We start from the raw sequence: 13,998 nt of genomic DNA, 5'->3' as shown, positions 1-13,998 counted from the left end.
TCGCAGTCACGGGGGGAACAGGGGGAAAGGCTACCGATGGACATCAATGGAATAGATCACATCGAACTGTACGTGGGGGACGCCCGGCAGGCCGCCTTCTACTTCGACACCGCCGTCGGTTTCCGGTTGCGGGGCCAGGGCGGCCCGGAGACCGGGCTGGCCGGGCAGCGCTCGCTGCTGCTCGAACAGGCCGACATCCGGATGGTGCTCACCACCGGGCTGACCGCCGAGCACCCGGCCTCGGCGTACGTGCACCGGCACGGCGACGGCATCGCCGTGGTCGCCCTGGAGGTCGACGACGCCGCCGGGGCGTACGCGGAGCTGGTGGCCCGGGGCGCGACCGGGGTGACCCCGCCGCGCACCTTCACCGGCGCGGTGGCCGAGGTGGTGACCGCCGAGGTCGGCGGCTTCGGCGACGTGCTGCACCGCCTGGTCGAGCGGCGCGGCGACCGGACCGAGTTCCTGCCCGGCGCCATCGAGGCGGTGTCCGGCGGCGGCGACGCCCCGCTGCTCGCCGAGATCGACCACCTGGCGGTCTGCGTGCCGCCCGGCCAGCTCGACGAGACGATCGGGCACTACGAGAAGGTCTTCGGCTTCGCGCAGATCTTCGAGGAGCACATCGAGGTCGCCGGGCAGGCGATGAACTCGAAGGTGGTGCAGAGCCCGTCCGGGCGGGTCACCCTCGTGCTGCTGGAGCCGGACACCGGCCGGCGGCCCGGGCAGATCGAGGACTTCCTGCGCTGGCACGCCGGCGCCGGGGTGCAGCACCTCGGGCTGCGCACCGACGACATCGTCACCGCGGTCGGCGCCCTCGCCGGCCGGGGGGTGCGCTTCGCCGGCACCCCGGACGCCTACTACGACGGCCTGGAACAGCGGGTCGGGAAGGTGGACGCGCCGCTGGACCGGCTGCGCGACCTGAGCATCCTGGTCGACTCGGACCACGACGGCCAGCTGCTGCAGATCTTCACCGAGTCGATGCACGTGCGCCGCACCCTCTTCCTCGAACTCATCGAGCGGCGCGGGGCGCGCACCTTCGGCAGCGGCAACATCAAGGCGCTCTACGAGGCCAAGGAACGCGAACTCGCCGCGGCGGGGGCGACCCCCGCCGTCGCGGCCGGGACGGCAGGAGGGGTTCGGGCATGACCACGACACATCCGGAACCGACCGCGGAGGAGCAGGCACTGCTGCCGTCCGAGGAGGACGTGCGGCACTACGCCGAACACGGCTGGTACCTGACGAAGAAGCTGCTGACCGACGACGAGGTGGACACCCTCGTCGCGGCGGCCGACCGCTACTACGCCGGGGAACGGGACCGGCGGCTGCCGGTCCGCCCGCCGAAGCTGGCCTACTGGGAGCCCGCCCGGGGCGACGTGCAGCGGCACAACGACTACGTGCACTACGAGCACGACGTGCTCGGCCGGATCCTGCGCAAGCCGCTGATCGGGGCGGTCGCCGCCCGGCTCGCGCGGGCCGACGAGATCCGCCTCTTCCAGTCCACGCTCATCTACAAGCCGCCGATCTCCGGCGAGCCGTCCAACATCGTGCCCTGGCACTTCGACAAGCACTACTGGGCGTCCTCCTCCTCGGAGAACATGCTCACCGCGTTCATCCCGTTCCACGACTGCGGCGAGGAGATGGGCACCCTCACCGTGGTCGACGGCTCGCACCGGTGGCGGGAGATCGGCGCCGACGACACCGTGGTCCGGCACTTCGCCGACCGGGACCGCGACCAGCTCGAGGCGATGCTCGCCGAGAACGCCGCCCACAACGACGCCGAGATCCGCAAGATCCCCATGGTGATCCCGAAAGGACACCTGAGCTTCCACCACTGCCGCATCTACCACGGCAGCGGCGCGAACGTCAGCGGCCGGCCCCGCCAGGCCATCTCGCTGCACCTGCAGGACGGCGCCAACGCCTGGCGGGAGTATCCACTCTCCGACGGCACGCCCGCCGCGTACAACCACGACGTGCTGGTCCGCCGCACCCCCGAGGGCCGGCCGGACTACGCCGACCCCGAGTTCTGCCCGGTCATCTGGCGCGACCGCACCGCGGCCGGGCCGGGTCGTCCGGCGTGACCGACTCCGACCCGGTCCGGCTCTACCGGACGGTCCGGCTGATCCGCCGCTTCGAGGAGCGGGCCGTCGAGCTGGTCCACGCCGGGGAGATCGTCGGCGGCATCCACCCGTACCTCGGTCAGGAGGGGATCGCCGCCGGGGTCTGCGCGGCGCTGCGCGCCGGCGACCTGGTCACCGGCACCCACCGCGGGCACGGGCACGTGCTGGCCAAGGGCGCCGACCCGGCCCGGATGCTCGCCGAGCTCTGCGGCCGGGTCACCGGGCTCAACCGGGGCCGGGGCGGGTCGATGCACGCCGCCGACTTCGGCGTCGGGGTGCTCGGCGCCAACGCCATCGTCGGCGCTGCCGGCGCGATCCTCACCGGAGCGGTGTGGGCGCGCCGGCGGCGCGGCGACGACGTGGTCGGGGCGACCTTCTTCGGCGACGGCGCGGTCAACGAGGGGATGCTGCTGGAGGCGTTCAACCTGGCCGCGCTCTGGCGGGTGCCGGTCCTGTTCGTCTGCGAGAACAACGGCTACGCCACCACCATGCCGGTCGACGGCGCGGTCGCCGGCACCGTCGCCGGCCGGGCCGCCGCCTTCGGCATGCCGGCGGCCGCCGTCGACGGTCAGGACCCCGAGCGGGTACGCGAGGTCACCGCCGCCGCCGTCGCGCGGATGCGCGCCGGCGGGGGCCCCGAGCTGGTCGAGGCCCGCACCTACCGGTTCGACGCCCACCACACCTTCGAACACCGGGTACGCCTCGACTACCGCCCGCCGGAGGAGGTCGCCTCCGCCCGCCGTCGGGACCCGGTGCTCATCCAGGGTGACCGGCTGCCCGCCGCGGTCCGCGCGGAGGTCGACGCCGAGGTCGAGTCCACCCTCGACACGGCGGTGCACTTCGCCCTGGCCAGCCCCGCGCCCGACCCCGCCACCGCCCTCGACCACCTGTACGCCAGCGGGCTCACCGCCCGGACCGGAGGTGGCTGATGCCCCGGCTCTCCTACCGCAGGGCGCTCACCCGGGCGCTCGCCGACGAGATGACCCGCGACGAGTCGGTCTTCCTGCTCGGCGAGGACATCCGGGTGGCCGCCGCCAACGTCACCACCGGCCTGCTGAAGAAGTTCGGCCCGGAGCGGGTGCTCGACACACCCCTGTCGGAGCAGGCGTTCACCAGCTTCGCCACCGGCGCCGCGCTGGCCGGGGCGCGGCCGGTCATCGAGTTCCAGATCCCGTCGCTGCTCTTCCTGGTCTTCGAGCAGATCGTCAACCACGCGCACAAGTTCCCGCTGATGACCGGCGGGCAGTGCGCGGTGCCGGTCACCTACCTGGTGCCCGGCTCCGGCTCCCGGACCGGCTGGGCCGGGCAGCACTCCGACCACCCGTACAGCCTCTTCGCCCACGTCGGGGTGACCACCGTGGTGCCGGCCACCCCGGCCGACGCGTACGGGCTGCTGGTCTCGGCTATCCGCTGCGACGACCCGGTGGTGGTCTTCGCCCCGGCCGGCGCCCTCGACGTGCGGGCCGACGTCGCCGACCTCGCCCCGATGCCGCTGGGGCGGGGCGTGGTGCGCCGGGCCGGTACGGACGTCACGGTGGTCGCCGTCGGGCACCTGGTGCACGACGCCCTGGCCGTCGCCGACGACCTGGCCGACCAGGTCTCGGTGGAGGTCTTCGACCCGCGCACGCTCCACCCGTTCGACTGGGACGGGCTGCTCGGCTCGGTGTCCCGCACCGGGCGCCTCGTCGTGGTGGACGACTCGAACCGGTCCTGCGGGATCGCCGGCGAGATCATCGCCGCCGTGGTCGAGCGGGTCCCCCTCGCCGCGCCGCCCCGCCGGGTCACCCGCCCGGACGGCGCCGTGCTGCCCTTCGCGCCGGCCCTGGACCGGGCCGTGCAACCAAGCCGCGACCAGCTCACCGCCGCCATCCAACTGACGTGTAAGGACGGATGAACCATGGACCCGAACTACCCGTGGCCGCCCGCCGGGCAGGCGTGGACCGACCTGCCCGAGTCGACCCGCACGGCGATGGTGGCGGCCGGCGCCGACGCCTGGGAGAAGATCTTCCACGGCCGGGCCACGTACAACAAGCAGTGGCGGCTGGCCCGGCCCCCGGTGCTCACCGCCGACGCGTTCCGCGAACTGAACGAGGTCTGCGACCGGATCGCCCAGCTCATCCTCGAGGCCTGCCGCCGCCGGGCCCGCACCGCCGGGGAGCTGCGCCGGCTGCTCGACGTGCCGGAAGGGGAGACCCGGCTGCTCGACGAGGACGAGCCGCTGCACGAGGGGCTGCTCGCCGCGTACCGGCCGGACGTGCTGCTCTCCGGCGGGGTGCCATGCATCGTCGAGTACAACATCGACAGCAGCCTCGGCGGCGGCTTCGACGCCGACACGGTGATCTACCGGTACGCCGAGCTCTACCGCGAGCACGGCCTGCTCGACGGGCTGCCGGTCCGGCCCGCCCCGTCCCTGCTCGACCAGCGGTTCGTGGCCATCCGGGACACCCTCGGCCTGCCCGACGGGGCCCGGGTGGCGCTGCTCATGGACTTCGACGCCGAGTACCCCGGCCTGGACGACCCGGAGACGTTCATCCGGATCCTCTCCCCGCTCGCCGACCAGGCGAAGCGCTTCGGCATCGACCTGGTCATCGCCCCGGTCTCCACCGCCACGCTCGACGAGCAACGCCGGCTCGTGGTCGGCGGCGCCTCGGTGGACGCGCTGTTCCGGCTCTTCGTGCCCAACCGGGTCACCCCCAGCGCCGGCCTGGACGCGGTGGCCGGCGCCCTCGCGGCCGGCACCCTGCCGATGTTTGTCAGCACCGCGGCCTGGCTGCTCAGCAACAAGCTGAACTACGCCTGGCTCTGGGCGGACCTGGACCTGCTCTCCGAGACCGACCGGGCGCTGATCCGCCGCTACGTGCCGCACACCGTGGCGCTCACCGCCGACCAGCTCGACCGGGCCCTGGCCGAGCAGGCCAACCTGGTCGCCAAGCCGGCCGGCGGCTCGGCCGGGCACGGGGTGCTGATCGGCCGGGAGATGAGCGCGGTGGCCTGGGAGGACGGCGTCCGCGCGGCGATCGACGCGGGCGGCAACATCCTCCAGCGCTACCACGAGGCCGACCGGGTGGCCATGGACTTCGTGCAGATCGAGACGGGGGAGACCGTCACCGCCGAGGTCCCCTACAGCCTCGCCCCGTACCTGTTCGGCCGCACCGGCTCCGGCGCCCTGGCCCGGGTCGGCTACCCCGGCTGCGAGGAGGTCCTCAACCTGGCGAGAGGCGTCCTCATGACCGGCATCCTCCTCACCGACTGACCCCCTCCGCTGGCGTTGATCAAGAGGTTTGCGTCGTGTGGCGGTCGGATTCCGACGCAAACCTCTTGATCAACCCCGGTCCGTGGCGGTGGTGAAGAAGGTGGCGATCGGGTCGACCACGTGTGGGGGTGCGGCGGCGATGCCGTTGTGGGCGCTGCCGGGGATCCGCAGGGTGCGGGCGTGGGGGAGGACGGCGGCCAGCCGCTCGTTGATCTCGGTGAAGTAGGGCGCCGCCTTGGCGCCGCTGACCAGCAACGCCTCGGCGGTGATTCCGGCGTACTCCTCGGCCGGTCCCTCGTGGGCCTCGACCTGCCGCGACTCGGCCAGCGTCATCCCCACCAGGCCTCCCATCGTCCGGCCGATCGAGGTGCGCAGGAACGCCCGGCAGATCGCCGTACGCACGCCGAGCGGCAGCCTCGACGCGGGCGACTGCGGGTTGACGCCCGCCCCCACGATCGCCAGCGCCCGTGCGGTGTCCCCGGCCCGGATCGCCTCCTCGGCCGGGTCCAGGAACGCGGTCGGCAGGCCGTGTCCGGCCAGGCGCAGCGGCAGGTCGTAGACCGCGATCTGGTCCAGCGGCAGCCGCAGCGCGGCCCGCAGCACGACGAACGCGCCGTAGCTGTGCCCGATGGCCCGCCGGGCCCCGGTGTGCGCGAGCACGGCGCCCAGGTCCTCGATCTCCTGCTCCACCGTGTACGGCTCGCGCCGCGGCGCGGCGTCCGCCCGGCCGCGCCGGTTGTAGAGGTGCACGGTGAACCGGTCGGCGAGCCGCGCGGCGAGCCGCCGGTATTCGTGGATGGTGACTCCGCCCCCGTGCACCACGACGAGATCGGGTCCGGTGCCCGTCGTGTGCAGGACGATCCCCGCGCCGTCCGGTGCCGTGATCCGCTGCATGACTGCTCCCTCCCGCCCCCGCAAAACCGCGAACGCTGTTTGCAGTTTACGGTGGTCTGGTGAGCGGCGCACCCACCAGTTCCGAGGAGCCCGGCCGGCCGTCCGTCTGGACGCGGCCGCCGCGCGGGGCCCGCGGTCCCGCCCCGACGCACAGCCGGGACCAGATCGCCGCCGCCGCCGTCGAGCTGGCCGACGCCGACGGGCTGGCCGCCGTGTCGATGCGCGCGGTCGCCGGGGCGCTCGGCATGGCCGCCGGCTCGCTCTACCGGCACCTGTCGTCCCGCGACGACCTGCTGGACCTGATGGTCGACCGGTGCGTGGGCGAGCTGCGGCCGTACCCCGCGGACGGCGGGAGCTGGCAGGACCAGTTCCTCCTGCTGGCCCGCCGCCAGCTGGCGCTCTACCGGCGCCACCCCTGGCTGCCCGACGCCATCGCCCGGCGCGCGGTGCCCGGCCCCAACACCCTCGCCTGGTTCGACGCCTGCCTGCGCCTCCTGCAACCGGTCCGGGCCGGGGTCGCCGCGAAGTTCGAGGCGATCGCCATGGTCACCGGCGTGGTGTCGCTCTTCGCCCGCAGCGCGGCGACCGCCGGCACGGTCACCTTCGACCACGTCGACCTGGCGGCGTACCCCCACCTGGCGGCCGCGTTCGCCGAACCGCCATCCGCCCCGCCCGACGGGGACCTCTTCGAACGCACCCTGCGCAGCCTGCTGACCGGCCTGCTCACCACCGACCCGGCCTGACCCCGCTCAGCCGGCGGCGAGGTGGCGGCCCAGGACGCGGAGGGTCTCGGCCGTGGCGATGGCGTCACTGCGGGCGCTGCCGTGCCGGCCGTCGCTGCTGTACAGCGACGGATCCGCGACGAGCGGGTGGTCGGTCAGGTGCACGTGCAGCGTGCCGAGCCGTTCCGCCAGCCGCCCGGTGTGGGCGGAGAGCCGCCGCATCCGCTCGCCCAGTGCCGCCCGCACCGGGTCCGGCACGGCCGGGCTGTGCGACACGTCGAACATGCCGACCGTGATGACATCCGCGCCGGCAGCCTGGAGCGCGGTGACCATCGCGGTCAGCTCCGCGTCCACCGCCTCCGGGTCGTACCCGGGACGGAACGCGTCGTTGCCGCCGCACACCACCAGCGCCAGATCCGGCGTGAACTCCAGCGCCGCCGCCAGCTGCGTCGCCCGCACCTCGTGCGCCCGCAGCCCGCGCCGCCCCAGGTTCCGGTACGCCAGCTCGGGCCGGACCGCCCGCAGCTCGGCGCCGATCCGGTCGGCCCACTGGAGGTCGGGGTAGCCGTCGACCGGCTCGCACATGCCCTCGGCCACGCTGTCGCCCAGCACCACGAACCGCTGCCACGGGTGTCCCCGCAGCAGCTCGCCGGCCTCACCGGGGCGCAGGCACCACGGATCCGTCGCTTCGGTCACCGTCGATCCCACCCCCGCACGCTAACCCAGCCGCACCGGATCCGTCGATCATGGAGTGGACGGCCCCGTACCCGGGACGATGGCGGGGTGCAGGTGGCGGTGTGCGGGCCGGCGACGGCGACCCCCGAGGAACTGGCGCAGGCCCAGCGGGTGGGGGAGTTGCTGGCCGAGCGCGGGGCCACCGTGCTCTGCGGCGGGGGCGGCGGGGTGATGGCCGCGGTCGCCGCCGGCGTCCGCGACCGCGCCGGCCTGGTCATCGGGGTACGCCCCGACGACGGCACCGAGCCCGCCCCCGTCGAGCTGTCCGCCTCGGTGGTGACCAACATGGGCCAGGCCCGCAACGCCATCCTGGAGTGGAGCGCGGACGCGGTGATCGCGGTCGGCGGCTCCTGGGGGACGCTCAGCGAGGTGGCCCTGGCCCTGCGGCGCGGCGGGATCCCGGTGGTGGTGCTCGGCGGCTGGCGTGTCGTCGACGCCTACGGCGATCCGGTCCCCGGGCCGGTCCAGGCCGCCACCCCCGAGGACGCCGTGCGCCTGGCCCTCGGTGACCGGCCGGAACAGACCCCTTCCGGTCCGACCGCGACCTGACGGCCGATGCCGGTCGCGCGGATACGCCAATGCCGGCGCGCCGGCATTCCGGGACCGGTCGTGCGGTGGTCGTCAGCGGATGGGCGTCGGTGCCGCCGGGACGAGGTCTCACGGCCTCGCCCGGTCGGCGTGCGCATCCGTTCCCCGCAGCGCGCGGACCCGCACGAGCAGCAGCAGGTTCACGAGCACCAGCGGGAATCCCGCGAACTCGTTGTCGAGCAGCCAGAAGACCTGCACCACCAGCAGTTGCAGGACCAGCGCCGCGACCGCGAGCCGCAGCGCGTCACGCCGCCGACCGGCGCGCCACCGCGCCAGCCCGAGCACGGTGAGCAGCACCGACGCGGCGGCCGCCACCGCGTGCACCTGGTGTGCGACAGTCGGCTCCCGGGCCAGCAGCACGAGCGGCCGCCCCAGGGCGAAGAGCACGAACAGCGTCGCCGCCACGAGGACGGCCGGTGCCGACGGCAGCGCCACACCGGTCGTCAGCCGTTCCAGCGGCAGCCCGGCGAACCTCCGCGCCGGTGCGACCGCCACAGCCTCCCCGCCGGACCGTGACCCGGCGACCCCGTCGGCCCGGTCGTGCAGCCGGTTGACCTGGCGCTCCTCGTCGGTGAGTGGACGGCGGTGCACGGCGAGGCGGACCACCAGCCAGACGAGTACGACGGTGCCGTGGATGATCGCGGCGACCGGCTCGTAGAAGTAGTTGTTGTCCGCCGTGACGAACTTGCCGACCTCGTCGATGAAGAGCCCGAAGCCGACCCCGCCGACCACGGCGGCGAGCCGCGCGATCCGGGGACCGAGGAAGAGCAGGGACAGCAGGTGGCCGGTGAGCATGCCCAGCCCACCCCAGAGAACATGCGCCACGTGCAGACCGCCCGAGCCGACCTGGGGGTAGTCGGCCGCCGCCAGGACGGCGCGGGCCACCCCGATGCAGAGCACCGCGCTGAGAAGGAACAGTTCGACGCGTTCCGTTCCGGCCGCGGAACGGATCAGGAGCGGTCGCCGGACCGGCGCGTGCCGAGTACCCACCCCACAATGCTCGGCGACGGCCCGGCCGTGAACATCGGGTGAACTCCCGGGCCGCTCCCCGAGGAGTGACCCCGACGGGTGCCCGGCCTCCGGTCAGCCGAGCAGCGCCAGCAGATCCCCGGGCTGGGCCGCGCTGACGTCGGCCACCTCCGTCGGGTCGTACTGGTGACCCCAGGCCGCGGCGACCGCCACGGCGCCGCTGTCCCGGGCGGCGCGCAGGTCCAACGGCGAGTCGCCCACGTACGCGGCGCGGCCCGCCGGCACCCCCAGCCGGCGGCAGGCCAGCTCGACACCGTCCGGCGCCGGCTTGGGGCGAGCCACCTGGTCGCCACCGAGGACGACCCGGAAGCGGCCGAGCAGCCCGACCCGGTCGAGCAGGATCTCGGCCGCGCGGTGGCTCGCGCCGGTGAACACGCCCACCGGCACCCGGGCGGCGACCTCAGCGAGCACCTCGGCGATCCCGGGGTAGACGGTAACCCGCTCGGCGAGCGCCGCCAGGTGGGCGTGGTAGGCGGCCAGATCGGCGTCGGTGGCCGGCCGCCCGAGCAGGTGCGTCAGCAGGTCGGCCGGCGAGCCGATCGGGTAGCCCGCGATGACCTCGGCGTCGGTGCGTTCCGGACCGCCGCCGGCCAGCACCGCCGCGCGGTAGGCCGTCGGCACCACCTCGTGCGACTCGATCAGCGTGCCGTCCATGTCGAAGACGATCCCGGCCACCGGCCCGGTCATCCGGCCTCCGCCCGGTGGGCAGCGGCCAGCCGCTTCGGGGCGCGCGCGTGCCAGGCCTCGGCGACCAACTCGGTCAGCTCGTCGACCCGGATCCGGTCGAGCCGGACAAGCACCGCCGGGTAGCCCTCGAAGTGCGGGATGGTGAAGTAGACCTCGGGGTCGTCGGCGAGCAGCGCCTCCTTGGCGCCCAGGTCGGGCACCCGGGCGCCGAGGATCGGGCCGTCGGGCGCGGCGTCGCCCAGCGCGTCGAGGTCGGCGCGGCGCAGCGGGCGTTCCCAGACGAAGGACTTGTCGCGGACCCGCCAGGCCGGCAGCCCGTCGTACGAGCCGCGCTCGGTGGTCTCCGGCAGCGCGAGCGCGATCCGCCGCACGTCGTCCCAGGTCGCCATGGGCCGACCCTACGCCGAGCCACCGACACCGGCGCCCGTCCCCGGGCTCCGCCACCGGGTGCAGGTCGATCGCGCGCCCGTCCGGCCCGGTCAGTCGCCGGCCAGCCAGGCCCGGAGGCCGGCGGCGTCGAACTCGGCGAGCAACGCGGTCACCTGTCACCCCTGCACGAGGGGAGATCCTGGCAGACTGGCGGCACGGACCGCCGACCGGATCGGGGTGGGGATGCGCAGGATCATCGTGGCGCTGTCGGTCTCCCTCGACGGCTACTTCGAGGGGCCCGGCGGCGACCTGAGCTGGCACCGGGTCGACGAGGAGCTGCACCAGCACTTCAACGACGAGCTGCGCGGCATGTCCGCCTTCCTCGACGGCCGCCGCAACTACGAGCTGATGGCGGCGTATTGGCCCACCGCCGACCAGGATCCGGCCGCCACGCCGCAGGAGCGCGAGTTCGCCGGCATCTGGCGGGACATGCCGAAGCTCGTCTACTCGCGCACCTTGGCCAGCGCCGACTGGAACTCGACCGTGGTGCGCGAGGTCGTCCCCGAGGAGGTGCGGGCCCTCAAGGAGCAGCCGGGCGGCGACATGGCCCTCGGCGGCGCCGAACTGGCGGCCGCCTTCGCCCGGCACGGCCTGGTCGATGAGTGGCGGCTCTACGTCGTCCCGGTCGTGCTCGGCGCCGGCCGGCCGCTCTTCCCGGCCGGCACCCGCCTCGACCTCGACCTGATCACCGAGCGCCGTTTCGGCAACGGCGTCGTGGAACTCCGCTACCGCTGACCGACGGTCAGGCCGGGGTGGAGGCCACCGGCTCCGCCGTCGGCCGGTCCACCGGCGGGCGGCTCACCAGCAGCGGCGCCACGGTGAGCACCAGGCAGGCCACCGCCATCACCAGCAGCGCCGGGGTCAGCCCGAGCACCGCCACCGACCAGCCGCCGAGCAGCGCCCCGACCGGCAGGCCGAGGAAGGCCACCGAGCCGGAGATGCCCAGCACCCGGGTCTGCAACGACTCCGGCACCCGCTCGTAGAGGGCCGCGCCGAGCAGCGGGTTCACCGCCGCGATGGCGATGCCGGACACGAACGTCACGACGAGCACCACCACCAGGTCGTCGCTGAGCGCCAGGGCGAGCAGCCGGGGCGCGCCGCTGAGCGCCAGCCCCAGCGCGAACGTGGCCCGCCGGGGCAGCCGGGTTCCGGCCACGGTGAAGAGCAGGTTGCCCAGCAGCGCGCCCGCGGAGAACACCCCCAGCAGCAGGCCGAACCCGGCCGGGTCGCCGAGTTCCCGGTCCACCCAGAGCGGGATCCAGACGGCGACGCTGGCGTTGGCGAACATGTTCGACGTGGAGACGACGATCAGCATGCTCAGCAGGGTCCGGTCGGTACGCAGGTAGGCAAAGCCGCCGCGCAGCGCCCGAAGGTAGCTCTCCCGGGGCGCCGGGTGTGCCGCCGCGGGCGGGCGGACCAGCAGGCCGATCAGCAGCGCGCACGCCGCGAAGGTGGCCGCGTCGATCCAGATCGCCCGGGTCACCCCCACCCAGTCGATGAGCAGCCCGCCGAGCACCGCGCCGAAGAGCGTCATGCCCCGGGCCAGCCCGTCGTAGGCGGAGGTGAGCCGGATCAGCGGCACCCCGACCCGCTCGGCGGCCGGCTTGAACAGCACGTGCTTGACCCGGTCGCCGATCCCGCGCAGCCCGCCGGCCACCGCGACCAGCACCAGCAGCGTGCCGAACCCCAGCCAGGGCGCCAGCGCCACCACCGCCATGGCCGCCGCGCTGGCCGCGTCCACGGCGACCGAGGTACGGCGGACCCCGAAGCGGTCCGCCCACGGGGTCGCGAGGGCGCTGGAGAGCATGTACGGCAGCGTCTCCGCCGCCGCGACCAGACCCATCCGGGTCGGGCTGCCGGTGGTCTCCAGCACCAGCCAGGGGATGGCCACCACCGAGATCCGGGTGCCCAGGTTGGACAGCAGGTCGGCGCCGACCAGGGTGTAGAGCTCCCGGCGCGGGGTCACGCCGGACTGCCGATCGCCGTGCCCAGCGACTCGGCGTCGGTCGGGTGGGCGGCGGCGTACCGGGCGCGCAGCGCGCGCTTGTCGACCTTGGCGGACCGGTTCAGCGGCAGCGCGTCGAGGAACTCCACGGCGCCGGGCGCCCAGGTCTCGCTCAGCTCCCGGGTGACCAGCGCGATCAGCTCCTCCCCGGTCACCGTCGCCCCCGGCGCCGCCACCACGTACGCGTGCGGCAGTTCCCCGGCGACCGGGTCCGGCACGCCGATCACCGCGGCGGCGCGGACCTCGGGGTGGCCGGCGAGCACGTCCTCGATCGGCCGGGAGTAGATCGGCCAGCTGCGCTGCCGGGTGAGGATCCGGTCCTGGAGCCGGTCGACCAGGTAGAGGTAGCCGTCGTCGTCGAGGTGGCCGATGTCGCGGGTGCGGACCCAGCCGTCGACGAGCGTCTCGGCGGTCAGCTCGGGCTGGCCGTGGTAGCCGGCGAAGCTCAGCTCCGTGCGCACCCACACCTCGGCGTCCGCGCCGGCCGGCAGCACCCGGCCGTCGGCGTCGCGGATCTCCACGGCCACGTCCCCGTACGGGCGGCCGCAGGAGCGCAGCCGCTCCGGGTGCTCCGGGTCCTCGGTGAGCCCGGGCAGGGCGCAGATCACCACGGCCTCGCTGAGCCCGTACACGACGCGCAGGCACGGCCCGAAGCGGGCGATCGCCTGGCGCAGCCGGGCCGGCGCGGCGGGCCCGGCGCCCACGTTGAACATGAACATGGCGGAGAAGTCGGCGCCGTCGAGGTCCGGGTGGTCGAGCACCTCGTAGAGCATCGGCGGGGTGACGAACGTGGAGGTCAGCTTCTCCGCGTCCACGGTGCGGATGAACGCCGCCGGGTCCCACTGCTCACGCAGGAACAGCACCCCACCGGTGAACAGGTTGAACAGCGTGGTGATCTGGCCGCTGGCCAGCCACATCGGCGAGTGCGACAGGTGCCGCAGCAGCGGGAAGCCGGCCGCCCGGAAGTCGGCGGCCAGGGCGAGGATCTGCCGGTAGAAGATCTCCCGGTGGTGCACCAGCTTCGGCGTGCCGGTGGTGCCGCTGGTCTGCAGGAACGACTCCGGCGCCGGCGCCGCCACCGGCAGGTCGGCCGGCTCGCCGCCGGCGGCGGTGAGGTCCGGTCCAGCGCCGCCGGGGCCGAGGCAGAGCACCGGTACGCCGGTCAGCCCGGCCGCGATCCGTGCGCCGAGCGGGTCACGCGGGTCGTGCACGAAGGCGTCCGGGCGGGCCAGCGCGACGAACTCGTCGACCTCGCGCCTCGAGGTGACCGGGGCGACCCACATGCTCCGGCAGCCCAGCAGGTGCAGCGCGAGCTGGAGCAGCGGCCCCTCCAGGGTGTTGCCGAGCATCACCAGCACCGCGTCGCCGGGGCGTACGCCGTTCCGCAGCAGCGCGCCGGCCAGACCGCGCACCTCGGCGGCGACCTCGTCGTAGGTGAGCCGGCGGCCCCCGCCGACGAACGCCTCCCGGTCGCCGAACCCGGCGAACAGGTCCAGCGCCTCGTGCACGTAGTTCGGCCGGTCGGTCATCGGGCAGCTCCCA

15 protein-coding genes are annotated in these 13,998 nt (G+C 74.4%); 8 read left to right on the top strand and 7 right to left on the bottom strand.

Going from position 1 to position 13,998, the window contains the following annotated elements; genetic code table 11:
- Window positions 1-36 precede the first annotated feature (36 nt).
- From hppD to AC0OLQ_RS22040, 5 genes are read left to right on the top strand one after another with little or no spacing between them, the layout of a single operon-like run.
- Window positions 37-1,143 (top strand): 4-hydroxyphenylpyruvate dioxygenase, encoded by a 1,107-nt coding sequence (hppD, locus tag AC0OLQ_RS22060; RefSeq protein ID WP_484527815.1) that lies wholly within the window; start codon window positions 37-39, stop codon window positions 1,141-1,143.
- A complete protein-coding gene (locus tag AC0OLQ_RS22055) occupies window positions 1,140-2,075 on the top strand; it encodes a phytanoyl-CoA dioxygenase family protein (protein WP_484527814.1) in 936 nt (311 codons plus the stop codon). The genes hppD and AC0OLQ_RS22055 overlap by 4 nt, the downstream gene beginning before the upstream one ends.
- Complete coding sequence (locus AC0OLQ_RS22050; protein WP_484527813.1) at window positions 2,072-3,043, top strand: thiamine pyrophosphate-dependent dehydrogenase E1 component subunit alpha; 972 nt, start codon at window positions 2,072-2,074, stop codon at window positions 3,041-3,043. Before AC0OLQ_RS22055 ends, AC0OLQ_RS22050 begins: the two co-directional genes overlap by 4 nt.
- Window positions 3,043-4,008, top strand: a complete 966-nt coding sequence (locus AC0OLQ_RS22045) for an alpha-ketoacid dehydrogenase subunit beta (protein WP_484527812.1) — start codon at window positions 3,043-3,045, stop codon at window positions 4,006-4,008. The genes AC0OLQ_RS22050 and AC0OLQ_RS22045 overlap by 1 nt, the downstream gene beginning before the upstream one ends.
- A gap of 3 nt (window positions 4,009-4,011) precedes the next feature.
- Entirely contained in the window at window positions 4,012-5,367 is a 1,356-nt protein-coding gene (locus AC0OLQ_RS22040; protein ID WP_484527811.1) for an ATP-grasp domain-containing protein, read from the top strand.
- Window positions 5,368-5,436: 69 nt separating this feature from the next.
- On the opposite strand, the gene AC0OLQ_RS22035 is transcribed toward AC0OLQ_RS22040, so the two are convergent.
- A complete protein-coding gene (locus AC0OLQ_RS22035) occupies window positions 5,437-6,261 on the bottom strand; it encodes an alpha/beta fold hydrolase (RefSeq protein ID WP_484527810.1) in 825 nt (274 codons plus the stop codon).
- Between the two features lie 59 nt (window positions 6,262-6,320).
- On the opposite strand from AC0OLQ_RS22035, the gene AC0OLQ_RS22030 reads away from it, so the two are divergent.
- Window positions 6,321-7,004, top strand: coding sequence for a TetR/AcrR family transcriptional regulator (locus AC0OLQ_RS22030; protein ID WP_484527809.1), 684 nt, complete (start codon window positions 6,321-6,323; stop codon window positions 7,002-7,004).
- A 6-nt stretch (window positions 7,005-7,010) separates the two neighbouring features.
- Here the strand turns inward: AC0OLQ_RS22030 and AC0OLQ_RS22025 are convergent, their stop codons facing one another.
- Window positions 7,011-7,691, bottom strand: a complete 681-nt coding sequence (locus tag AC0OLQ_RS22025; RefSeq protein ID WP_484527808.1) for an SGNH/GDSL hydrolase family protein — start codon at window positions 7,689-7,691, stop codon at window positions 7,011-7,013.
- A gap of 75 nt (window positions 7,692-7,766) precedes the next feature.
- On the opposite strand from AC0OLQ_RS22025, the gene AC0OLQ_RS22020 reads away from it, so the two are divergent.
- Entirely contained in the window at window positions 7,767-8,267 is a 501-nt protein-coding gene (locus tag AC0OLQ_RS22020; protein ID WP_484527807.1) for an SLOG cluster 4 domain-containing protein, read from the top strand.
- Window positions 8,268-8,375: 108 nt separating this feature from the next.
- On the opposite strand, the gene AC0OLQ_RS22015 is transcribed toward AC0OLQ_RS22020, so the two are convergent.
- The 3 genes from AC0OLQ_RS22015 to AC0OLQ_RS22005 form a co-directional block, all read right to left on the bottom strand.
- Window positions 8,376-9,296, bottom strand: a complete 921-nt coding sequence (locus AC0OLQ_RS22015; RefSeq protein ID WP_484527806.1) for a hypothetical protein — start codon at window positions 9,294-9,296, stop codon at window positions 8,376-8,378.
- A gap of 93 nt (window positions 9,297-9,389) precedes the next feature.
- The gene (locus AC0OLQ_RS22010) at window positions 9,390-10,022 is read right to left on the bottom strand and encodes an HAD family hydrolase (protein WP_484527805.1); all 633 of its coding nucleotides are present in this window, start codon (window positions 10,020-10,022) and stop codon (window positions 9,390-9,392) included.
- Complete coding sequence (locus AC0OLQ_RS22005; protein ID WP_484527804.1) at window positions 10,019-10,411, bottom strand: MmcQ/YjbR family DNA-binding protein; 393 nt, start codon at window positions 10,409-10,411, stop codon at window positions 10,019-10,021. Before AC0OLQ_RS22005 ends, AC0OLQ_RS22010 begins: the two co-directional genes overlap by 4 nt.
- Before the next feature lie 223 nt (window positions 10,412-10,634).
- On the opposite strand from AC0OLQ_RS22005, the gene AC0OLQ_RS22000 reads away from it, so the two are divergent.
- Window positions 10,635-11,186 (top strand): dihydrofolate reductase family protein, encoded by a 552-nt coding sequence (locus AC0OLQ_RS22000; RefSeq protein WP_484527803.1) that lies wholly within the window; start codon window positions 10,635-10,637, stop codon window positions 11,184-11,186.
- A gap of 7 nt (window positions 11,187-11,193) precedes the next feature.
- Here the strand turns inward: AC0OLQ_RS22000 and AC0OLQ_RS21995 are convergent, their stop codons facing one another.
- Both AC0OLQ_RS21995 and AC0OLQ_RS21990 read right to left on the bottom strand, forming a co-directional pair.
- Entirely contained in the window at window positions 11,194-12,417 is a 1,224-nt protein-coding gene (locus tag AC0OLQ_RS21995) for an MFS transporter (protein ID WP_484527802.1), read from the bottom strand.
- Window positions 12,414-13,985, bottom strand: a complete 1,572-nt coding sequence (locus AC0OLQ_RS21990) for a class I adenylate-forming enzyme family protein (RefSeq protein ID WP_484527801.1) — start codon at window positions 13,983-13,985, stop codon at window positions 12,414-12,416. The genes AC0OLQ_RS21995 and AC0OLQ_RS21990 overlap by 4 nt, the downstream gene beginning before the upstream one ends.
- Between the last annotated feature and the right edge of the window lie 13 nt (window positions 13,986-13,998).

The sequence above is a fragment of the Micromonospora sp. Utrum1 genome (assembly GCF_057197805.1).
This window is presented reverse-complemented; position numbering and strand designations above follow the sequence as displayed.